The sequence below is a fragment of the Pseudoduganella lutea genome, assembly GCF_004209755.1.
GTDB classification, from domain to species: domain Bacteria; phylum Pseudomonadota; class Gammaproteobacteria; order Burkholderiales; family Burkholderiaceae_D; genus Rugamonas; species Rugamonas lutea.
Genome location: NZ_CP035913.1, coordinates 2213205 through 2233519, shown reverse-complemented (window position 1 = coordinate 2233519; position 20315 = coordinate 2213205). Strand labels below are relative to the sequence as shown.

Below are 20315 nucleotides of genomic sequence, written 5' to 3'. Positions count from 1 at the left end.
TGCGCTGCCGATGCGGGCGCACTTGGCGCCCGCGGTAACCAGCTTATTCCTGCTTGTCCTTCAGCGCCTGCAACTGCTCGCGCAGCTGCGGACCGTTGAAGTGCGTGTAGTCCTTGTTGAATTCGGACTTGATCAGGTCTTTCAGGTTCGAATCGATGTTCGAGCGCAGCGTGCCCAGAAACTGCGGCGATGCAGAAATGACGAGTTGCCCGAAGCGGCCTTCCTCCTTCGCCTTGAGCAGGTAGGCGGAGATATCCTTGGCGAAGCGGTCGGCTTCCTGCTCTGCAGGCGTGACGGCCGGCTGGTACTGCTTGTTGGGTGCGCCCGAATTGGCATTGTGCGCGATGCCGGGAGCCTGGTTGCCGCTGTTGATATTGTGGCCGCTCTTGGCTGCGGCCGTGGGGCCTGCCTGGTCGGTAACGACTTCCGAGATGCTCTGCTTGGCGCCGGGGCTGACCATGTCTTCGATTTCCTGCAGCGGTTCGGTCAAGGTGGCTTGTTCGAAGATGCGTGCCCGGCCAGCGTTGGCCGTGATAATCCAGGTTGGTTTCATCTTGTCCCTATCTGAGTGATCGTAAATAGAGCGTTCCCGCGGCGATATCGCTCGCGAAAACGGGCGCATGTGCCATGAAATCCGAATGCCCGCCGCGCGGGCCGGGAATGCCGGAAGCTTCTGGCCGTCCGGTCATGGCAAGGCCAGTATAGCCCTGGTGCCGGAACCCCGGCGCACCAACGCGGGGCGGTAAGCCATGCATGGGTGGAACGGGGCTGGGCGAGGCAGCGGTGAGGATGCGCGCCGGCACGGGTATTTTGTCGGGACAGGTCACGTCCCTGGGGAGCAGTGGACAGAAAACTTGAAGGAAAAAGCGCTACCTGTGCGCTTCACTGCCGAGTTCACAGCAGCATTAGGCACCAGAATTTAATCAATCTTTTATTTCTGGAAGTACTGTCGGGTCCAGTAAGATCGTGTGCTGACGTGGATTTCTTTCGCATATAAAGATATCATCTTTAACCCCGTTTTTCGGGCCAATGTGACGCAGGTGCATTTTCGACGCACACCAAGGACATGTTGCGGTAAGGCTGTTGAGGTGAATTCGGTCAGACGTGCTTGCCTCAAGATAGTATTTGCCCCTAAGGAAATACTCAAATTTTCTCTTTGATAGTACTTCTGAGATAATGGCCAATACTAGCCCGCTCATGCATAATAGCATGGCTAACGGGGTCCAATTGCCGGAGTTGGGGCCAAGTACTTTCGAGAATGTCAGCATTAGCCCCAGTGCGCCTAGCGAAGCAACGACAGTACTCCACTTTAGAATATTTTTCCGCGGTATGCTCTTTCCTGCAAATGCCGGGTGTCTGACAATTTCCATTTCGTCAATGGTGAAAGTGGGATTCCCATTTGCGGGATGAGTTTGCGGTTGAGCCGTTTGAACGAAAAAATTTCCGAAATACTTTATAAATTCTTCCTCGTCTTTCGCGAGATCTCCGGTTATGTCTTTCCAAAACAGTACATGCACAGGAAATTTATTTTGTGAAACCCTTTCGGATGAGATAATTCTTGCGCGGCCTTGCAGTTTGCTGTCGTGATCTACGGAAGTTGCAATGTAAAGTGCCGAGAGCGGCGGATGGAAGGACTCTGCGTTTTTAATCTCTGCCAAAAGAACATTTTCTGAAATCGCAGCTATAGTATTCTTGCATTGAATTCCGATCGGTCTGTGAACCTCATCCTCGCCGAAAATGTCCACGCCATGTTGCTGTTGACCAGAGCGTCCGTGGCGGAAAAAGTTAGGGTGTCCCCATCGAAGCTTGGAAGCTGATAATGTAATATCCTCAAATTCATCCCATGATTTCGGAACTGGTAATTTCGATGTGATCAAAGTGGGCATATTTTCTAGTAGATTACGTGATGCAGGCAGTGATAAGAGTGGAAATCTGGCTATACAAGAAGCACATGCCAGCCTCGTGAGAATTTCCTAAGTTAATTTTCTTTGACACGATGCAAGAATGTTCGTTTGTGGAAAATGCTGCGACTTCCAACATATAACCAAGGGCGACAGCTGAGTCATCGATCTCTCTTAAATGTACACAACTCATATTTCAATTGCAATCGCCTATATTGCAGCCTGGATCTTCCTGTGAAGCCTCAGGGATAAAAAAACGCTACCCGAGGGTAGCGTCAATGTAATAGCTGCGGGTGGCGTATTGGCGGTCGTTACGCCTGATTAGCCTGGAGTGCTCAGATCACACCCTGCGCCAGCATCGCATCGGCGACCTTGACGAAGCCGGCGATGTTGGCGCCGTCCACGTAGCTCACAGTGCCGTCCGGCCGCGCGCCGTACTTCAGGCAGGCCGCGTGGATGCCCTGCATGATCTGCAGCAGGCGGCCGTCCACTTCCTCGCGTGGCCAGCTGATGCGCTCGGCGTTCTGGCTCATCTCCAGGCCGGACGTGGCGACACCACCGGCGTTGCTGGCCTTGCCCGGCGCATACAGCACGCCGGCGGCCTCGAACGCCTTCGCCGCCTCGATCGTCGACGGCATGTTCGCGCCTTCGGCCACGCACAGTACGCCGTTCCTGATCAGCGTGGCGGCATCGTCCGCATCCAGTTCATTCTGCGTGGCGCACGGCAGCGCCACGTCCACGGGGATGTGCCATGGCCGCACGCCCGCTTCGAAGCGGCTGCCGGTGCGCTCGGCATAATCGCTGACGCGGCCATACAGGTGGTTCTTCACCTCCATCAGCGTGGCCAGCTTTTCCAGCGTGAAACCTTCTTCATCGATCACGGTGCCGCTCGAATCGGACACGGTGATGACGCGGGCGCCCAGTTCCATGGCCTTTTCGATGGCGTATTGCGCCACGTTGCCGGAACCGGACACGCTGACGCGCAAGCCTTCGAACGTGCGGCCGCGCGTTTTCAGCATCTCATCGGCGAAGTACACGGTGCCGTAGCCGGTGGCTTCCGGGCGGATCAGCGAGCCGCCGAAGCTCAGGCCCTTGCCGGTGAAGACACAGTCGGCGCGGTTGCTCAGCTTTTTCATCATGCCGGCCATGTAGCCCACTTCGCGGCCGCCCACGCCGATGTCGCCGGCCGGCACGTCCGTGTCGGAACCCACATGACGGAACAGCTCGCTCACGAAGGCCTGGCAGAAGCGCATCACTTCGCCCGGGCTCTTGCCCTTCGGGTCGAAATCGGAACCGCCCTTGCCGCCGCCCATCGGCAGTGTCGTCAGCGCGTTCTTGAACGTCTGCTCGAACGCGAGGAATTTCAGCACGGACAAGGTGACGGACGGGTGGAAGCGCAGGCCGCCCTTGTAGGGGCCGATGGCCATGCTGTGCTGGATGCGGTAGCCGCGGTTGACCTGCACCTGGCCATGGTCGTCCACCCACGAAACGCGGAACATCACCACGCGCTCGGGCTCGACCAGGCGGTCCAGCAAGCCCTGCTCGGCATATTTTGGATGCGTTTCGATGAACGGCCACAGGCTTTCCATCACTTCGGTAACGGCCTGCAAGAACTCAGGCTGGCCTGGATTGCGGTCGGAAACGTGCTGCAAGAACTGGTGTACGGAGGCGTATTTCATATGAATTCCAAAGAACGAAAGGCGTCGCTGCGGAAGTGACGGCGAAGGGAAGCATGGTGCTCGTGCGAGTCAATCTGCACTATTTCAGTGCATTGCAATTCGATAATAACAAATAAAGATGCTTCGGCAAAAGACGTGGCGGCAAAATTTTAGTGGGTAAAGTTTTCGAGATCATCGTTGTGATTGCTGGAAACCACGTCCACGGCTTGTACAGGCGAGGCCATTTTTGGATGGCCAGTCAATGGCTTGGCTTGCGGGTGCCGGCGCCCACGAACGGACAGGCGCTCCACTGGCGAAGTGCGATTGGTGAAGGCAAAGCACCTGCAGGCGTGGCTGGCAAGCCAGCCCAGGGCTGGTGGTGGACTGCCGGCATTGCCGGCCTGGCCTGAACAGCGTCGTGCTGGGTTTGGGCGACTGGTGTGGCGAAGGGTGTCGCGCGCATCAGGCCATCGCGCATTGCGCATGAGCGATGAGTGCGCTACGTGGAGGGTAAACGGGGCATGCGGCTCGATGCCATGGATGGCACGGCGATCGGACATTTGCGAAATCGCTCCAGGCTTCCGCCGGCCTGCGTTGCCGAACGGCGCGGGTATGCCGTCGCATGACGCAGGCCGGCAGCGGCCCCGATTTCCATGCGCGCTGTCGCAGGGACAGCTGGGAGTTCACGCTGCTGGAACTTGTTTTCCGCCCTGACCACCTTGCTCGCCGGCGCCAGCGCAATACTTACGGCAAGCTGACCGGTCAGCTCCTGCAACCGTCTCCGGACAGCTTGCGTGGAACGGCGAGCAGGTCACCGCGCAGCGTGCGCAGCACAAGGTGGCTGCATTGCTGGCCGATGACCTGGGCCCGCTCCATTTTCTCCGTGCCGCCTTCGTCGTAGCGCACGGTCTTGAAGGGTTCGGTGCGTTCCGTGGGCGCATGCAGGTCGTCGATGGCAATGTCCAGCGACTGGGCGTAGATGCGCGCGCTTTCCGCCTTCAGGAGAGCGGCTTCGTTTCCCAGCCACAGGCCGGCGCCGGCCTTTTCGTCCTGCGCGGGCGAGATCACACGGATGACCTTTTCATAGGTGCCGCCGGTGCCGCGCTCGATGCGGACAGCGTTCTCCACGATGATCGCCCGCTGGTCCTGCGTGAGGTAGAACGTTGGTACGGTGTCGACAAGCAGTTCGCCGGCAACCGTCGCATCCTCGAGGGGAATGACACGCTTCTGGCCACCGCTCTTCATCGCCACCAGCGATGCCCGCATCAATTCTTCGTGCTTGTACTGGCCCAGCACGCCGAGATACGGCGCCACGACGGCATCGCTCTCCTCGCGCAACTTCTGCTTCTCGCTTTCGCGCACGCTGGCCGACACGGCGGCATGCGTCGCGATGGCTGCTACAAGACCGGCCAGGCCTGGCGCCGGATACATCATCATGCCTGCCTTGCCGCCGGCCTTGTCGTAATTGACGGCGCCACGGAATGAAACCGCCGCGGCGGTGGGGCCGCGCAGGCAAAGCTGTTCATGCTTCGCGTCCGGTGCCGTATCGAAGGCCTGCGCAGGAATTGCCAGCATCGCGCCGGCAAGAAGGGAAACGTAGAAGCGCGGGAATGATGTTGCCATGGTGACTGGTCTTTTCGGAGTGGCGATTACTGAGCCAGCGGCTTCACGATCCGGTCCTTTGCCAGTTCAAGGGACTGGAAATAGGCATTGGTCAGGCCCGGGAATTTCGGTGGTTCGTCCCATTTGCCGTCGGAGGCCTTGCTCACGTCCAGCGGCAGGTACCACTCGAGCGAATTGTCGTTCAGGTTGACGATATAGCTGACACCCGCCACACGTGCTTTCGGGTCGCTCGTGGGAACGTAGGATGCATAGCTGCGCTCGATGCCGACCATCGTCACGCTGATCACCATCAGTTTGTCGACGTTATATTGGGCCTTCAGGCCCGTGAAATCCTTGCGGGCGAAGTTCGGTTTCGTGTTGTTGTTGTCGGGCAGCTTGCTGAAGTCGATATTGTCGATCATCTTCACGGAAGCGCCTTTCTTCCTGAGCGCCTCGGCGACCTCCAGGTGCACCTTGCCGAGGTCTTCGGTTTGCAGTGTCTTCGTGTAGCTGGTCAGGCTCGAATTGGCGACCGAGGCTGCGGCCATGCACAGCAGGCAGCCAGCGCCAGGGAACTGGGTATCGACGGCGGGCAGGGCGGTCATGACGATACCGTAGCTGTTGGCCGGGGCGGCGAACGCGGTTGGCGAGACGGGTACAGCCAGCTGGGGCGGCGTCATGCAGCCGGTGAGTAAGGCTGCGAATGCGATGCCGGCAATGGAAAAATTGTATTTCATAAAAGTTTGTGCAGTCTTGAGACGCTCACCCATCATTCCGGGTCGACGAAAGCGAGCTTGATTATGGAAAACTTTGTTTTCCTAATTGAATTAATTTCTGAGGCGTAATTAAAACACAAGCGCGTGTCGACGGATTGCCTATATTTTTTTAATATTGCTTGGAAGTAGCATATTCGCCACATGACCGTATTCCGCAGGCGAGCTGGAGGTGGAATAGCCTCGGGGATGAGGCGATGTCATCGAGACGTTACGGCAAGGGAGGAGGGGCCGCGAGAGATGGGGGAATATAAGCCAGACGAGGGAATTTCCCGTCTGGAAACAAAAACGCCACCCGAAGGTGGCGTTTTTATATTACTGCTGAATTCTTGGTGGCCCGGGGCGGAATCGAACCACCGACACAAGGATTTTCAATCCTCTGCTCTACCAACTGAGCTACCAGGCCAAGAGGCCGCATTATAGCAGGTCAATGCAGAGTTGCAATAGGCTTTGCAAAGTTCCGCAAGCCGACCCGGCAATCCTTGCGGCTGCATCAATGGCGGCGAAGCGTGTAGCAGACGCAAGGCATGGCAGCATCGCGGCGCTGGAAGTAGGGGAGCGCATCGCCAATCCGGCGGGGATGGCCCGCGTATGGGACTGAGCCATCCCGGCCCGTCCCCGGCAGCGCACCCCGCGCGCCCCGCTTGCTGGTGAAAGTTATAATGGCAACATGAACACGCCATCCTCCTCCAAGCACCACGTGCAGACGGCGGTCTGCATCGTCGGCAACGGCGCGATCGCCAAGGCGGCCGCGCTGGCCTTCGCCCAGGCCGGGCAAAGCGTTACCCTGCTCGGCCCACCCGCTGCGCCAAAGCCCGATGGCCTCGAGCCCAGCTGGGACGTGCGGGTGTATGCACTGAACCATACGGCGCACGAACTGCTGTCGAACCTGAAGGTGTGGGGCGCGATGGACCAGCTGCGCATCGCCCCGGTCGATGGCATGGTCATCAAGGGCGATGGCGAGCAACCCGGCCACCTGAACTTCGATGCCTATGGCGCCCACGCGAACACGCTGGCCTGGATCGTCGAAGACCGCAACCTGAACGATGCGCTCGGTGCGGCGCTGCGCTTTGCCCAGAACGTGCATGTCGTGACGGGCCGTGCGGTGGCGCTGAAGACCAGCGAGGATGGCGCCGCCGTGCAGCTTGCCGATGGCACCGCCGTGAAGGCATCGCTCGTCGTGGGCGCGGATGGCGCCCAGTCCTGGGTCCGCGGCCAGTGCGACATCGGCCTCGATTACAAGCCCTACGGCCAGAAAGGCGTGGTCGCCAATTTCGACACGGCGCTGCCGCACCACGGTAATGCATTCCAGTGGTTCACGTGCGATCGCGGCATCGTGGCGTTGCTGCCGCTGCCGGGCAACCGCGTGTCGCTCGTCTGGTCCGCACCGGACATGCTGGCCGACCAGTTGAGCAGCGAAGGCGCGCAGGCGCTGGCCGACCGGCTCGCCGAATTCGCCGCGGACAAGCTCGGCAAGCTCACACCCGTGCTGCCCGAATCGGTACGTGCATTCCCGCTGACGCTCGTGCGCCCCCACTCGCTGGTGGCGCAGCGCGTGGCCTTGATCGGCGATGCCGCCCACGTGGTGCATCCGCTGGCGGGCCATGGCATGAACCTGGGCTTTGGCGATGTGCGCGACCTGGTGCGTGCCATGGCCGAACGCGAGGAACACCGCTCGATCGGCGATGACCGGGTGCTTGCCCGCTATGCCCGTTCGCGCAAGGAAGAAGTGCTGCTGATGCAAGCCACCACCGACGGCTTGCAGCGCCTGTTCGGCGCCAACCTCGAACCGGTTCGCGCCGTACGCAATTTCGGGCTAAACTTGCTGGATAAATTGCCATTCGTCAAGCGTTCGCTGATGTCGCACGCGCTGGGCCGGCATTGATTGCAACGGCGCGGCGATCGTCGCGCCAGCCCCACCGGAGAGTTTATGAAGTTCATCAAGACCGCCCTCGTGCTGGCATCGGCGCTGCTGATGTCGTGCGCGGGCGCCGACGACGGCACCGAAGCCGCCATCCGCAAGAACGTCGAACCCAAGCTGGGCCCCAACATCAAGATCGATGCGATCCGCGCCACGCCGTATTCGGGGCTGTACGAAATCCGCATCGGCAACGAGATCCGCTACACCGACAAGACCGGCACCTATCTGTTCGCTGGCCACATCTTCAACCTGAAAACACGGGAAGACGTCACGCAGGCGCGTATCGACGAAGTCAACCGCATCAAGTTCTCGGACCTGCCGCTGGAGCTGGCGCTCAAGACCGTGAAGGGCAACGGCAAGCGCGTGGTGGCGATCTTCGAAGACCCGAACTGCGGCTACTGCAAGAAATTCCGCCGCGAGACGCTGGCGAAGGTGGACAACATTACCGTCTACACCTTCATGTACAACATCCTGTCGCCCGACTCCACGGTGAAGTCGCGCAATATCTGGTGCGCGGCGGACCGCAACCGCGCCTGGGACGACTGGATGCTGAACAACAAGCAGGCACCTGCGGCGCCGGAAGGCTGCGCCGCACCGAACGACAAGGTGCTCGCGCTGGGGAACAAGCTCGGGCTGGAAGGCACGCCGGCGATCTTCTTTGCCGATGGCAGCCGTGTTCCGGGCGCCATCGACGTGGCGGCGATGGAAGCGAAGTTCGCCGCGATCAAGTAATTCCACCGCATTTGCACCAAGGCGGCGCGCCCACGAAGCGCGCCGTTTTTCCATTACAAGAATCCAGAACTGGGAGTTATCCATGGTCACCCTGAACATCAACGGGCGCGACACGCAGGTCGACGCCGATCCGTCGACGCCGATCCTGTGGGCGTTGCGCGACAACCTGAACATGACCGGCACGAAGTTCGGCTGCGGCGCGGCGCTGTGCGGCGCCTGCACCGTGCACCTGGGCGGCCAGCCGATCCGCTCGTGCGTGACGCCGATCTCGGCCGCCGTGGGCCAGAAGATCACCACGATCGAAGCGATGGAGCACGACAAGGTGGGCAAGGCCGTGCAGGATGCATGGGTCAAGCACGACGTGCCGCAGTGCGGCTACTGTCAAAGCGGGCAGGTGATGAGCGCCGCTGCCCTGCTGAAAACCAACCGCAAGCCGACCGATGCCGACATCGACGGCGCCATGGCCGGCAACATCTGCCGCTGTGGCACCTATCAACGCATTCGCCTCGCCATCAAGGACGCGGCGAAGTCGCTCGCCTGAAGGAGACCCCATGCGCAAAGAATGGCTCAATGGCGATGACATGGCGGTGAGTGCCGCCGATGCGGTGGACACCGTCGCCCCGACCTCCCGCCGCGGCTTCATGAAGGCGGCCGGCGCCGGCCTGGTGCTCGGCTTCACGTTCACGGGCGGTGGCCGCATGGCCCGCGCCGCGGAACAAAAGCCATCGCAACAACCGAACGCTTTCCTGCGTATCGCGCCGGACAACACGGTCACCGTGCAGGTGAATCGCCTGGAATTCGGCCAGGGCGTGCATACGGCGCTGCCGATGCTGATCGCCGAGGAACTCGATGCCGACTGGGCGCAGATCCGCGGCGCGCTGGCACCGGCCGGCGAGGCCTACAAGGATCCGGCGTTCGGCATCCAGATCACCGGCGGTTCCGGCTCCGTGGCCCACTCCTGGGTGCAGTACCGCGAGATCGGCGCGAAGGCGCGCGCGATGCTGGTCGCCGCGGCGGCCGAACAGTGGAAGGTGCCGGTAAACCAGGTGAAGGCGTCGAAGGGCGTGCTCACCGCGCCTGGCGGGAAAAAGGCGACCTATGGCCAGATGGCCGACGCGGCGATGAGGCAGCCGGTGCCGCAACTCGTGGTGCTGAAGAACGTGGAGAAATTCCGCTTCATCGGCAAGCCCATGCCGCGCCTGGATGCGCGCGCCAAGTCGAACGGCAGCCAGCAGTTCGGCATGGACTTCAAGCCGGCCGGCACGAAGGTGGCCGTGGTGGCGCGCCCGCCCGTGTTTGGCGCGAAGGTGAAGAAGTTCGATGCCGAGAAGGCAAAGACGATCAAGGGCGTGATCGCCGTGGTGCCGGTCGACGTGGATCGCGGCGGCACGGGCGTGGCCGTCATCGCGGAAGGGTACTGGCAGGCCAAGCAGGGCCGCGATGCGCTGGCGATCGACTGGGATACGGACGGCGTGGAAAAGGTGAGTACCGAAGAGCAGTTCACCGCCTTCCGCGCGCTGGCCGCGAAACCGGGCGCGGTGGCGAAAAAGGCCGATGTGTCGAAGCTGGCCGCGGCGCCGAAGAAGATCTCCGCCGTCTACGAATTCCCCTACCTGGCGCATGCGCCGATGGAACCGCTGAACTGCGTGGTGGACTTGAAACGCGACGGCTGCACGATCTGGGCCGGCAGCCAGTTCCAGACGATGGACCAAGCCGCGGCGGCAAGGACTGCCGGCCTGAAACCGGAGCAGGTGACCTTGCACACGATGATGGCCGGCGGCGGTTTCGGCCGGCGCGCCGTGCCGTCGTCCGACTACATCGTGGAAGCGGTGAACGTGGCAAAGGCGTATGCCAAGGCCGGCAAGGCAGGCCCCGTGAAGGTGATCTGGAGCCGCGAGGATGACATCAAGGGCGGCTACTATCGCCCGTCGCACGTGCACCGCGCCGAACTGGGGCTCGATGCCAAGGGCGATATCGTGGGCTGGGACCACGTGATCGTCGGCCAGTCGATCATCACCGGCACGGCGTTCGAGCCCATGATGGTGAAGAACGGTGTCGATGCCACGATGGTCGAAGGCATGGGCGAGCCCTACAAGGTGCCGATGAACCTGTCGGTCCACAACGCGCAGGCCAACGTGCCGGTGCTGTGGTGGCGTTCGGTCGGTTCGACGCACACCGCGTTCGTGATGGAAACGCTGGTCGACGAGGCGGCCACCCTGGCCGGCATGGATCCGGTGGCTTACCGCAAGAAGCTGATCCCGGCGGAGCACAAGCGCCATCACCTGGCGCTCGACCTGGCCGTGGGCAAGTCCGGCTACGGCCGCGTAAAACTGCCGGAAGGCCAGGCCTACGGCGTGGCGGTGCACGAATCGTTCGGCACCGTGGTGGCCTACGTGGTCACGGCGTCGGTGGAGAACGGCACGCCGAAGCTGCACAAGGTGACGGCGGCCGTGCACTGCAACCAGCCGGTCAACCCGCTGACCATCGAGGCGCAGGTGCAGGGCGCCGTGCTGATGGCCGTTGGCACCACGCTGCCGGGCGCCGCCATCACGTTGAAGGATGGTATCGTGGAACAGGGCCAGCTCAGCGACTACACGGTGGCGCGCATGCCCGATATGCCGCAGGTCGAGGTGCACATCGTGCCGTCGAACGAGCCGCCGACGGGCATGGGTGAACCGGGCCTGCCGCCGCTGGCGCCGGCATTCGCGAATGCCGTGTTCCGTGTCACGGGCAAGCGGCTGCGCAAGCTGCCGTTCGATCTGGCCGCGGCGGCAGCGCCGCAGGTGGCCTAAGGCATGACCCAAGGCATGACCAACACCGTGGCGGCCAATGCCATCGTTGGCATCCTGCTAGCCGCCGGGCGCGGCAGGCGCTTCGATCCGCTGGGGCAGCGCAACAAGCTGCTGCAGCCGATCGATGGCGAGCCGGTCGTCGTGCACAGTGCGCGGCACCTGCTGGCCGTGCTGCCACGCGTGGTGGCCGTGGTGCGCGATGGCGGCGATGCCGTCGCCGCGCAGCTCGCGGCGCTGGGGTGCGAAGTGGTTGAATGTACCGAAGCCGACAGCGGCATGGCCGCGTCGCTCGTCCACGGGCTCCGGCACGCGGACGCGGCGGCGGGCTGGGTCGTGGCGCTGGGCGACATGCCGCGCGTGCGGCCGGCCACCATTGCCGCGCTGGCACGGACGGTGGAGCAGGGCGCCGATATCGCGGTGCCGGTGTACCGGAAGGAGGTTGGAAATGAGCGTGGCAATCCGGTCGCGTTCAGTCGCCGCCACCTGCCGCAACTGCTCGCGCTGGCTGGAGACCGGGGCGCGCGCGGTATCGTAAGGGATAATATCGTCAACGAAGTGGTGGTGGATGACCCGGGCATCCTGCTCGACATCGATACGCCGCCCGACCTGCAATGAAAAACAAAACGCCGACCAAGATAAAGCCGCCGCGCGTCGCGGCACCCGCCGTGGCGTATGCCATCGCACCGAAGGATCTCGCCGCCCACCTGTTCGAGGTGACGCTGACCGTGCAGCAGCCTTCTCCGGATGGCCAGGTGCTGGCCTTGCCCGCCTGGATTCCGGGCAGCTATATGATCCGCGAGTTCGCCCGCAACATCGTGCAGATCCGCGCCGAGGCGGCCGGTGCACCGGTACCGCTGGAGAAGCTGGACAAGCATTCATGGCAGGCACCGCCCGTCGAGGGAGCGCTCACGGTCCGGTATGACGTGTATGCGTGGGACCTGTCGGTACGCGCCGCGCACCTGGACCAGACGCATGGCTTCTTCAACGGCACCAGCGTGTTCCTGCGCGTGGCCGGGCAGGAGAATGTGCCGCACGTGGTCGACATCCAGCGCCCGGCCGATGAATCGGCCCGCATGTGGCGCTTGGCCACCGCGCTGCCGGAGCTGAAGGCGAAGCGCTACGGCTTCGGCACCTACGTGGCGGCCGACTACGATGAGCTGATCGACAGCCCGGTGGAAATGGGCGACTTCGCGCTGGCCACGTTTACCGCGCACGGCGTGCCGCACGACGTGGTGATCACCGGCCGCGTGCCGAACCTGGACATGCCCCGGCTGTGCGCCGACCTGAAGGCGATCTGCGAAACCCAGATCGCGTTCTTCGAGCCGAAAACGAAAAAGGCGCCGATGGACCGCTATGTGTTCATGACGCTGGCGGTCGGCGACGGCTATGGCGGCCTGGAACACCGCGCCTCGACGGCGCTGATCTGCGCCCGCGCTGACCTGCCGACCACCGCGTCGGCCGGGAAAGAGCGCAGCGAGGGCTACATCAAGTTCCTCGGTTTGTGCAGCCACGAATACTTCCACACCTGGAACGTCAAGCGCATCAAGCCTGCCGTGTTCGCGCCGTACGACCTGCAGGTGGAAAACTACACGCCGCTGCTGTGGCTGTTCGAAGGGTTCACCAGCTACTACGATGACCTGTTCCTCGTCCGCTCGGGGCTGATCAGCGAAGCGATGTATTTCAAGATGCTGGGCAAGACCGTGGGCAGTGTGCTGCGCAGCGCCGGCCGCACCAAGCAGAGCGTGGCCGATTCGAGTTTCGACGCCTGGAGCAAGTACTACCGGCAGGATGAAAACGCCCCCAATGCGATCGTCAGCTATTACGCCAAGGGTTCGCTCGTGGGCCTGGGGCTCGATCTCACGATCCGCCAGAAAACGGCCGGCAAGCGCTCGCTTGACGACATCATGCTGGCGCTGTGGCAGCGCTACGGCCGCGACTTCTATCCGGACGGCCGCCGTGGCGTGACGCCGCGCGACGTGGAAGCGCTGTTCGACGAGATCAGCGGCATGAAGCTGAAGAGCTATTTCGAGAAGTACGTCCGCGGTACCGAGGACGTGCCGCTGGCGAAGCTGCTGGCGCCGTTCGGCGTGAAGTACACGGATGAGCGCAAGCTCGCGAAGCCGAGCCTCGATGCCAATATCGGCCGCGATGGCGCGGATGCGAAACTGTCCGCCGTCCACGAGGGCGGCGCGGCGCACCGTGCCGGCCTCTCCGCAGGCGACCTGCTCGTGGCCATCGACGGCCTGCGCGTGACCGGCAATCCATCGAACCTGGAAGCGCTGCTGTCCCGCTATGCGGTGGGCGACACGGTGCAGGTGCACGCGTTTCGCCGCGATGAGTTGATGACGTTTGCGGTGCGCTTGCTGGGCGACCGGGTGCCGGGCATTACGCTGGCGATCGACACGGCACGCAAGCCGGCGGCGGCACGGCCGACGATGCTGCGCTGAAGGTAACACTGCTGTGGGCGAAACCGGTGTCTGACCGCTGCGGCGGACCGACCATTTCCTGAACCGGTAGCAGTTGGCTGCCGAGAACCGGTGTCTGACACCATTTCCTGCGGAAATGGTGTCAGACACCGGTTTTCCATGGCCAGTGGCTACGTTCCGCCACGCGTTGGATATCAGCTGAACAGCCGGCGCAGTTCGGCGCCAGGATTTTCCGCGCGCATGAACGCTTCGCCGACGAGGAAGGCATTGACGTTCGCCTCGCGCATCCGCTGCACGTCGGCGCCACCGAGGATGCCGGACTCCGTGACCACCATCCGCTCCGCCGGAATACGGGGCAGCAGGTCCAGCGTGGCATCGAGCGAGACGTCGAACGTGCGCAGGTTGCGGTTGTTGATGCCGATGAGGTTGGTCTTCAGCTTCAGCGCGGCGGTCAGTTCATCGCCATCGTGCGACTCCACCAGCACATCCATGCCCAGCTCGTGCGCGCACGCTTCCATCTCCGCCATCAGGCCGTGATCGAGGCCGGCCACGATCAGCAGGATGCAGTCGGCGCCCATCGCGCGCGCTTCGTAGACCTGATAGAGATCGACCAGGAAATCCTTGCGGATCACCGGCAGCGCGCACGCGGCCCGCGCCTGCTTCAGGTATTCGACGGAACCCTGGAAAAACTGCTCGTCCGTCAGTACCGACAGGCAGGCGGCGCCGCCTTCGGCGTAGCTTTGCGCGATGTCGGCGGGGCGGAAATCCGCACGGATCACGCCTTTCGATGGCGAGGCCTTCTTGATTTCGGCGATGACGCCGGCCTGGCCGGCGGCGATCTTGCCGCGCAGGCTCGCTTCGAAACCGCGGATCGCGGCGCGCGACTCGCGGTCGCCTTCCACGTCGGCGCGCAGGCTGGCCAGGCTGCGATACTTCTTGGCCGCCGCCACTTCGTCGGCCTTGACGGCCAGGATCTTGTTCAGGATATCGGACATGGTTTACCGCTTTTGCTAATTAATGACGGTCGGCGAGGGCAAGGCGTGCGCCCAGCGCCAGGAACAGGCCGCCGGTGACGCGGTTCAGCCACAGCGCCACGCGTGGCTTGACCTTCAGCTTCGAACTGGCGAAAGCGGTGAACAGCGCCAGGCCGTTACACCACAACATGCCGTTGAAGTTGAAGATGCAGCCCAGGATGATGAAAGCCAGCGGCTTGTTCGACGCATCGGCGTCGATGAACTGGGGCACGAAGGCAAGGAAGAACAGTGCCACTTTCGGGTTCAGCACATTGGTCAGAAAGCCTTGCGCGAAGATGCGTGAATACTGCGGAGACTTTTCACCCAAAGGAAAGAATCCGGGGTCAGACCCGGCGGGTCTGACCCCAGGTGTTGCTCCTGGGGTTAATTCGGGCATCGCCGGCTCTTCTTTCAGGCGCGCGCGCAGCATCTGGATGCCGCACCACACGATATACGCGGCGCCGACCCACTTCACCACGGTGAATGCGGTGGCGGACGTGGCCAGCAGGGCGGACAGGCCCAGCGCAGCGGCCAGCACGTGCACCATCGTGCCGGCACCGATGCCAAGCGAGGCGGCCACGCCGGCACGCCATCCTTGCGTGGCACTGCGCGCCATGATCAGCAGCGAATCCGGCCCGGGCATGATGTTCAGCAGCAGCCCGGAAACGATGAACAGCGTCAGGTCGTGGATGCCGAACATGGGCTGGCTCCGTTCAGTTGGCGGCGCCGAGCGCCTGCGTGACCTCGACGAACTGCTTCAGCTTGGCCAGCGCGGCGCCCGACTCGATCGCCTGGCGTGCCTTGATCAGGCCCACCTCGATCGATGGCGCAACGCCGGCCGCATACAGCGCGGTGCCGGCATTGAGCGCCACGATGTCAGTAGCCGCACCGGTTTCGCCGGACAGCACGCCCAGCACCTTGGCCTTGGATTCGGCGGCATTGGCCACTTTCAGGTTGCGGCTGGCCACCATCGCGAGACCGAAGTCTTCCGGGTGGATTTCATATTCGCGGATTTCGCCGTCGACCAGTTCGCCGACCAGCGTGCCGGCGCCCAGCGACACTTCATCCATGTTGTCGCGGCCATACACCACGATCGCGTGTTCCGCGCCGAGGCGCTGCAGCACGCGCACCTGGATGCCGACGAGGTCCGGGTGGAACACGCCCATCAGTATGTTCGGTGCGCCGGCCGGGTTGGTGAGCGGCCCGAGGATATTGAAGATGGAGCGCACGCCCAGTTCGCGGCGCACCGGCGCCACGTGCTTCATCGCGGCGTGGTGGTTCGGCGCGAACATGAAGCCGATGCCCGTCTGCGCGATCGATTGCGCGATCTGCTCCGGCTTCAGGTTGATGTTGGCGCCCAGCGATTCGATCAGGTCCGCGCTGCCGGACGACGAGGACACGCTGCGCCCGCCATGCTTGGCGATGCGCGCACCGGCGGCGGCGGCCACGAACATTGCCGCGCTGCTGATGTTGAACGTGTGCGCGCCATCGCCGCCGGTGCCCACGATGTCGAGCAGGTTCGAGGTGTCCGCCATCGGCACCTTGGTCGAGAATTCGCGCATCACCTGCGCCGCCGCGGTGATCTCGCCAATGGTTTCCTTCTTCACGCGCAGGCCCATCGTCAGCGCGGCCACCATCACGGGCGACATTTCTCCGCTCATGATCTGGCGGAACAGGTGCAGCATTTCGTCGTGGAAGATCTCGCGGTGTTCGATGCAGCGGATCAGGGCTTCCTGGTGGGTGATCGGCATGGTCATTCCTTTGCGCTCGACGACGTGCGATTGAGGAAGTTCTTCAGCATGGCATGGCCATGTTCGGAGAGGATCGATTCGGGATGGAACTGCACGCCTTCGATGTCGAAGTCCTTGTGGCGCACGCCCATGATTTCGCCATCGTCCGTCCACGCCGTCACTTCCAGGCAGGCGGGCAGCGACGCGCGTTCGATCGCCAGCGAGTGGTAGCGGATCACCGTGAACGGGCTCGGCAGATCCTTGAACACGCCTTCGCCGGTATGGGCGATCGGCGACGTTTTACCGTGCATGACTTCCTTGGCGCGGATGACCTTGCCGCCGAACGCTTCGCCGATGGCCTGGTGGCCCAGGCACACGCCGAGGATCGGCTTCTTGCCGGCGAAGTGCTTCAGCACCGCCACCGAGATGCCGGCCTGCGCAGGATCCTTCGGGCCCGGCGAGATGCAGATCCGGTCCGGGTTCAGGGCTTCGATCTCCTCGATCGTGATCTCGTCGTTGCGGTGCACCCGCACGTCTTCACCCAGTTCGCCGAAGTACTGCACGATGTTGTAGGTGAAGGAGTCGTAATTGTCGATCATCAGCAGCATGTCAGAACTCCCCATCCAGGCCATCTTGCACTTGTTCGGCGGCGCGCAGCACGGCGCGCGCCTTGTTTTCCGTTTCCAGCCATTCCATCTCGGGTATCGAGTCGGCCACGATGCCGGCCGCGGCCTGCACATACAGCATGCCATCCTTGATCACGCCGGTGCGGATCGCGATCGCCACGTCCATCTCGCCGCCGAACGACAGGTAGCCGCAGGCGCCGCCATAGATGCCGCGCTTGGAGATTTCCAGTTCGTCGATCACTTCCATCGCGCGCACTTTCGGCGCACCGGTCAGCGTGCCGGCCGGGAAGGTGGCGCGCAGCACGTCCAGGTTCGACATGCCGGACTTCAGCTTGCCCTCGACGTTCGACACGATGTGCTGCACGTGCGAATACTTTTCGATGACCATCTTGTCCGTGACCTTCACGCTGCCGATTTCGGCGATGCGGCCCAGGTCGTTGCGCGCCAGGTCGATCAGCATCACGTGCTCGGCGATTTCCTTCGGGTCGGCCAGCAGTTCCTCGGCCAGTTGCGCGTCTTTCTCCGGCGTGGCGCCGCGTGGGCGCGTGCCGGCGATCGGGCGCAGCGTGACTTTCTTTTCACCGTCCGGAAGCGTTTCGTTACGCACGAGGATCTCGGGAGAGGCGCCGACGATCTGCATGTCGCCGAAGTTATAGAAGTACATGTACGGCGACGGGTTCAGCGAACGCAGCGCGCGGTACAGCGTGAGCGGCGAATCCACGTAGGGCTTGCGGATGCGCTGGCCGATCTGCACCTGCATCAGGTCGCCGGCCATCACGTATTCCTTCGCCTTGGCCACGGCGGCCAGGTATGATTCCTTGTCGAAGTCGCGGATCGCTTCGGTGCGCACCGACGACGACGTGACGGGCGCATCCACGCCGCGGCGCAGCAGCGCTTTCAGTTCCTTCAGTCGCACGCGCGCCTTCGAGAACGATTCCGGCTGCGCGGTATCGGCATACACGATCAGGTACAGCTTGCCCGAGAGGTTGTCGATGACGGCCAGTTCTTCGGTGACCATCAGCTGGATGTCGGGCAAGCCCAGGTCATCCTTCTGCGCACTGTTGGCCAGCTTCTTTTCAATGAAGCGCACGGTGTCGTAGCCGAAGTAGCCGGCCAGGCCGCCCACGAAGCGGGGCATGCCCGGGCGCAGCGCGACCTTGAAGCGGGCCTGGTACTGCTCGATGAATTCGAGGGGATTGCCATCATGCGTTTCGATGACTTCGCCGCCCTTGACGATCTCGGTGCGGCTGCCCACGGTGCGCAGCAGCGTTTTCGCCGGCAGGCCGATGAACGAATAGCGGCCGAAGCGTTCGCCGCCGACGACGGACTCAAGCAGGAACGTGTTCTTGCCGTTGTTCTGGCTCTGCGCCAGCTTCAGGTACAGCGACAGCGGCGTTTCCAGGTCGGCGAACGCTTCCGCGATCAGGGGGATACGGTTGTAGCCTTGCGTGGCCAGCGATTTGAATTCGAGTTCGGTCATGGTTCTCTCCAACCCGCCACGCGAACCCATTTTGGGCGTGATGGTGGCGGTGAGGTTCAAAAAACCTGCCGGGAGAAAGCGAAAAGGTGGGTAGTCGCGCGAAGTCTCCGACGGCAGCAATCAATGCGGCTTAGTTTGCCAAGGATTGCCAGCGTCGCCACAGCCAGGCCTCGATCGATCCCTGGTGAGTAACGTTGTGTCTTTTGTTGAGAAACATCGTTTGACGAGCGTTCGGTTTTAAGTTGCAGCCGGTTGATCCGGCTGAGATTGATTCGCTTGAGATTGATTCTGCTGATTGTGCGCGTTGATTAACTGTGCAGCATGCAGCAGCGTTTCCACTATACCATCGGAATCCGTCTCGTGTATAGACTCGCCGTGGTTATAGCCATACGGCACCGTCAGCACCGGGCAACCGGCCGCGCGGGCCGCCTGCGCGTCGTTCGACGAGTCGCCGATCGCCACCACCTGGTGCGGCGGCAGGCCGAAGTATTCGCACGCTTTCATCAGCGGCAGCGGATCGGGCTTTTTCTTCTCGAACGAATCGCCGCCGTAGATCACCTCGAAGTAGCCATCGAGTTCCTTCAGCTTCAGCAGCGGCAAGGCGAATGCGAGCGGCTTGTTCGTCACACAGGCGAGGCGGATGCCGGCATCCTTCAGTTCCGTCAGGCCGGCGGCCACGTCTGGATACAGCGTGCTGTGGTGGCCATTGATCGCCAGGTAGTGCCGCTGGTAGGCGTCCATCGCCGCGGCGAAGTGCTGTTCGACGGCGGCATCGTCATGGTCGAGCGACAGCACGCTGCGGATCAGGTTTTCCGAGCCCTTGCCAACCATGTTCTTGATCTGCTCGGCCGTGATGGCTTCCAGGCCCAGCTCTTCGCGCATGCGGTTGATGGCCACGTGGAAGTCCGGCACGGTGTCGAGCATCGTGCCGTCCAGGTCGATGATGGCGGCGCGCACGCCGGCCAGGGGGTGAGCTGCCGCCGTCATGCTTACACCGTCGCCAGTTGGGTGCGCATCGCGTCGATGACGGCCTTGTAGTCGGGCTTGCCGAAGATCGCCGAGCCGGCCACGAACGTGTCCGCACCAGCCTTTGCCACCTCGGCAATGTTGTCGATCTTGATCCCGCCATCGACTTCCAGCAGGATGTCGCGGCCCGACTCGTCGATCAGGCGGCGGGCCTGCGCGATTTTCTTCAGCGTTTGCGGAATGAACGTCTGGCCCCCAAAGCCCGGATTGATCGACATAATCAGGATCATGTCGATCTTGTCCATCACATGTTCGATGTAATGCAGGGGCGTGGTCGGGTTGAACACGAGGCCGGCCTTGCAGCCGTTGTCGCGGATCAGCTGCAGCGAGCGGTCGATGTGCTCGGATGCTTCGGGGTGGAACGTGATGATGTTCGCGCCCGCCTTGGCAAAGTCGGGAATGATGCGGTCGACCGGCTTGACCATCAGGTGCACGTCGATCGGCACCTGCACATGCGGGCGGATCGCCTGGAGTACCAGCGGGCCGATCGTGAGGTTCGGCACATAGTGATTGTCCATCACGTCGAAGTGGATGATGTCGGCGCCGGCGGCGACGACGTTCTTCACTTCCTCGCCCAGGCGGGCGAAGTCGGCGGACAGGATGCTGGGGGCGATGCGGAAAGTAGTCATGACAGG

At 62.6% G+C, this 20315-nt stretch carries 18 protein-coding genes and 1 tRNA gene; 6 read left to right on the top strand and 13 right to left on the bottom strand.

Annotated elements, in window-relative coordinates:
* Positions 1 to 43: 43 nt before the first annotated feature.
* From EWM63_RS09450 to EWM63_RS09425, 6 genes are all read right to left on the bottom strand, one after another.
* Positions 44 to 553 (bottom strand): host attachment protein, encoded by a 510-nt coding sequence (locus tag EWM63_RS09450; protein ID WP_130186290.1) that lies wholly within the window; start codon positions 551 to 553, stop codon positions 44 to 46.
* Between the two features lie 370 nt (positions 554 to 923).
* Positions 924 to 1886, bottom strand: coding sequence for a hypothetical protein (locus EWM63_RS32020; protein ID WP_207221266.1), 963 nt, complete (start codon positions 1884 to 1886; stop codon positions 924 to 926).
* Between the two features lie 350 nt (positions 1887 to 2236).
* Positions 2237 to 3580, bottom strand: coding sequence for an NADP-specific glutamate dehydrogenase (gdhA, locus tag EWM63_RS09440; RefSeq protein WP_130186289.1), 1344 nt, complete (start codon positions 3578 to 3580; stop codon positions 2237 to 2239).
* 741 nt (positions 3581 to 4321) lie between these two features.
* Positions 4322 to 5182 carry a hypothetical protein gene (locus tag EWM63_RS09435; RefSeq protein WP_130186288.1) on the bottom strand — a complete coding sequence of 287 codons (861 nt, stop codon included), beginning with the start codon at positions 5180 to 5182 and terminating at the stop codon, positions 4322 to 4324.
* Between the two features lie 26 nt (positions 5183 to 5208).
* A complete protein-coding gene (locus tag EWM63_RS09430) occupies positions 5209 to 5898 on the bottom strand; it encodes a YajG family lipoprotein (RefSeq protein WP_207221265.1) in 690 nt (229 codons plus the stop codon).
* Between the two features lie 366 nt (positions 5899 to 6264).
* Positions 6265 to 6340: transfer RNA gene (locus EWM63_RS09425), tRNA-Phe, on the bottom strand.
* A 264-nt stretch (positions 6341 to 6604) separates the two neighbouring features.
* On the opposite strand from EWM63_RS09425, the gene EWM63_RS09420 reads away from it, so the two are divergent.
* The 6 genes from EWM63_RS09420 to EWM63_RS09395 all read left to right on the top strand — a co-directional run bounded on the left by EWM63_RS09420 (position 6605) and on the right by EWM63_RS09395 (position 13826).
* Positions 6605 to 7819 carry an FAD-dependent monooxygenase gene (locus tag EWM63_RS09420; RefSeq protein ID WP_130186287.1) on the top strand — a complete coding sequence of 405 codons (1215 nt, stop codon included), beginning with the start codon at positions 6605 to 6607 and terminating at the stop codon, positions 7817 to 7819.
* Positions 7820 to 7864: 45 nt separating this feature from the next.
* Entirely contained in the window at positions 7865 to 8587 is a 723-nt protein-coding gene (locus tag EWM63_RS09415) for a DsbC family protein (RefSeq protein WP_130186286.1), read from the top strand.
* An 82-nt stretch (positions 8588 to 8669) separates the two neighbouring features.
* Positions 8670 to 9128: a (2Fe-2S)-binding protein gene (locus EWM63_RS09410; RefSeq protein ID WP_130186285.1), complete on the top strand. Its 459-nt coding sequence runs from the start codon at positions 8670 to 8672 to the stop codon at positions 9126 to 9128.
* Positions 9129 to 9138: 10 nt separating this feature from the next.
* Positions 9139 to 11379: a xanthine dehydrogenase family protein molybdopterin-binding subunit gene (locus EWM63_RS09405; protein ID WP_130186284.1), complete on the top strand. Its 2241-nt coding sequence runs from the start codon at positions 9139 to 9141 to the stop codon at positions 11377 to 11379.
* 3 nt (positions 11380 to 11382) lie between these two features.
* The gene (locus EWM63_RS09400) at positions 11383 to 11994 is read left to right on the top strand and encodes a nucleotidyltransferase family protein (RefSeq protein WP_229487828.1); all 612 of its coding nucleotides are present in this window, start codon (positions 11383 to 11385) and stop codon (positions 11992 to 11994) included.
* A complete protein-coding gene (locus EWM63_RS09395) occupies positions 11991 to 13826 on the top strand; it encodes a M61 family metallopeptidase (protein ID WP_130186283.1) in 1836 nt (611 codons plus the stop codon). Before EWM63_RS09400 ends, EWM63_RS09395 begins: the two co-directional genes overlap by 4 nt.
* A gap of 173 nt (positions 13827 to 13999) precedes the next feature.
* Here EWM63_RS09395 and trpC read toward each other — a convergent pair whose 3' ends face one another.
* The 7 genes from trpC to rpe form a co-directional block, all read right to left on the bottom strand.
* Positions 14000 to 14800 (bottom strand): indole-3-glycerol phosphate synthase TrpC, encoded by an 801-nt coding sequence (gene trpC / locus EWM63_RS09390; RefSeq protein WP_130186282.1) that lies wholly within the window; start codon positions 14798 to 14800, stop codon positions 14000 to 14002.
* 19 nt (positions 14801 to 14819) lie between these two features.
* Entirely contained in the window at positions 14820 to 15518 is a 699-nt protein-coding gene (locus EWM63_RS09385; protein WP_130186281.1) for a LysE family translocator, read from the bottom strand.
* Positions 15519 to 15531: 13 nt separating this feature from the next.
* Positions 15532 to 16569, bottom strand: coding sequence for an anthranilate phosphoribosyltransferase (gene trpD, locus EWM63_RS09380; protein WP_130186280.1), 1038 nt, complete (start codon positions 16567 to 16569; stop codon positions 15532 to 15534).
* A gap of 2 nt (positions 16570 to 16571) precedes the next feature.
* The gene (locus tag EWM63_RS09375) at positions 16572 to 17156 is read right to left on the bottom strand and encodes an anthranilate synthase component II (protein WP_130186279.1); all 585 of its coding nucleotides are present in this window, start codon (positions 17154 to 17156) and stop codon (positions 16572 to 16574) included.
* A gap of 1 nt (position 17157) precedes the next feature.
* Entirely contained in the window at positions 17158 to 18654 is a 1497-nt protein-coding gene (gene trpE, locus EWM63_RS09370) for an anthranilate synthase component I (RefSeq protein ID WP_130186278.1), read from the bottom strand.
* Positions 18655 to 18891: 237 nt separating this feature from the next.
* The gene (locus tag EWM63_RS09365) at positions 18892 to 19641 is read right to left on the bottom strand and encodes a phosphoglycolate phosphatase (protein WP_130186277.1); all 750 of its coding nucleotides are present in this window, start codon (positions 19639 to 19641) and stop codon (positions 18892 to 18894) included.
* A 2-nt stretch (positions 19642 to 19643) separates the two neighbouring features.
* Positions 19644 to 20309, bottom strand: coding sequence for a ribulose-phosphate 3-epimerase (gene rpe, locus EWM63_RS09360; RefSeq protein ID WP_130186276.1), 666 nt, complete (start codon positions 20307 to 20309; stop codon positions 19644 to 19646).
* Positions 20310 to 20315 lie beyond the last annotated feature (6 nt).

Bases quoted from the DNA above. Each gene is read 5' to 3' on its own strand.
- EWM63_RS09450 (WP_130186290.1), bottom strand. From the start codon at position 553: ATGAAACCAACCTGGATTATCACGGCCAACGCTGGCCGGGCACGCATC.
- EWM63_RS32020 (WP_207221266.1), bottom strand. From the start codon at position 1,886: ATGCCCACTTTGATCACATCGAAATTACCAGTTCCGAAATCATGGGAT.
- gdhA (WP_130186289.1), bottom strand. From the start codon at position 3,580: ATGAAATACGCCTCCGTACACCAGTTCTTGCAGCACGTTTCCGACCGC.
- EWM63_RS09435 (WP_130186288.1), bottom strand. From the start codon at position 5,182: ATGGCAACATCATTCCCGCGCTTCTACGTTTCCCTTCTTGCCGGCGCG.
- EWM63_RS09430 (WP_207221265.1), bottom strand. From the start codon at position 5,898: ATGAAATACAATTTTTCCATTGCCGGCATCGCATTCGCAGCCTTACTC.
- EWM63_RS09420 (WP_130186287.1), top strand. From the start codon at position 6,605: ATGAACACGCCATCCTCCTCCAAGCACCACGTGCAGACGGCGGTCTGC.
- EWM63_RS09415 (WP_130186286.1), top strand. From the start codon at position 7,865: ATGAAGTTCATCAAGACCGCCCTCGTGCTGGCATCGGCGCTGCTGATG.
- EWM63_RS09410 (WP_130186285.1), top strand. From the start codon at position 8,670: ATGGTCACCCTGAACATCAACGGGCGCGACACGCAGGTCGACGCCGAT.
- EWM63_RS09405 (WP_130186284.1), top strand. From the start codon at position 9,139: ATGCGCAAAGAATGGCTCAATGGCGATGACATGGCGGTGAGTGCCGCC.
- EWM63_RS09400 (WP_229487828.1), top strand. From the start codon at position 11,383: ATGACCCAAGGCATGACCAACACCGTGGCGGCCAATGCCATCGTTGGC.
- EWM63_RS09395 (WP_130186283.1), top strand. From the start codon at position 11,991: ATGAAAAACAAAACGCCGACCAAGATAAAGCCGCCGCGCGTCGCGGCA.
- trpC (WP_130186282.1), bottom strand. From the start codon at position 14,800: ATGTCCGATATCCTGAACAAGATCCTGGCCGTCAAGGCCGACGAAGTG.
- EWM63_RS09385 (WP_130186281.1), bottom strand. From the start codon at position 15,518: ATGTTCGGCATCCACGACCTGACGCTGTTCATCGTTTCCGGGCTGCTG.
- trpD (WP_130186280.1), bottom strand. From the start codon at position 16,569: ATGCCGATCACCCACCAGGAAGCCCTGATCCGCTGCATCGAACACCGC.
- EWM63_RS09375 (WP_130186279.1), bottom strand. From the start codon at position 17,156: ATGCTGCTGATGATCGACAATTACGACTCCTTCACCTACAACATCGTG.
- trpE (WP_130186278.1), bottom strand. From the start codon at position 18,654: ATGACCGAACTCGAATTCAAATCGCTGGCCACGCAAGGCTACAACCGT.
- EWM63_RS09365 (WP_130186277.1), bottom strand. From the start codon at position 19,641: ATGACGGCGGCAGCTCACCCCCTGGCCGGCGTGCGCGCCGCCATCATC.
- rpe (WP_130186276.1), bottom strand. From the start codon at position 20,309: ATGACTACTTTCCGCATCGCCCCCAGCATCCTGTCCGCCGACTTCGCC.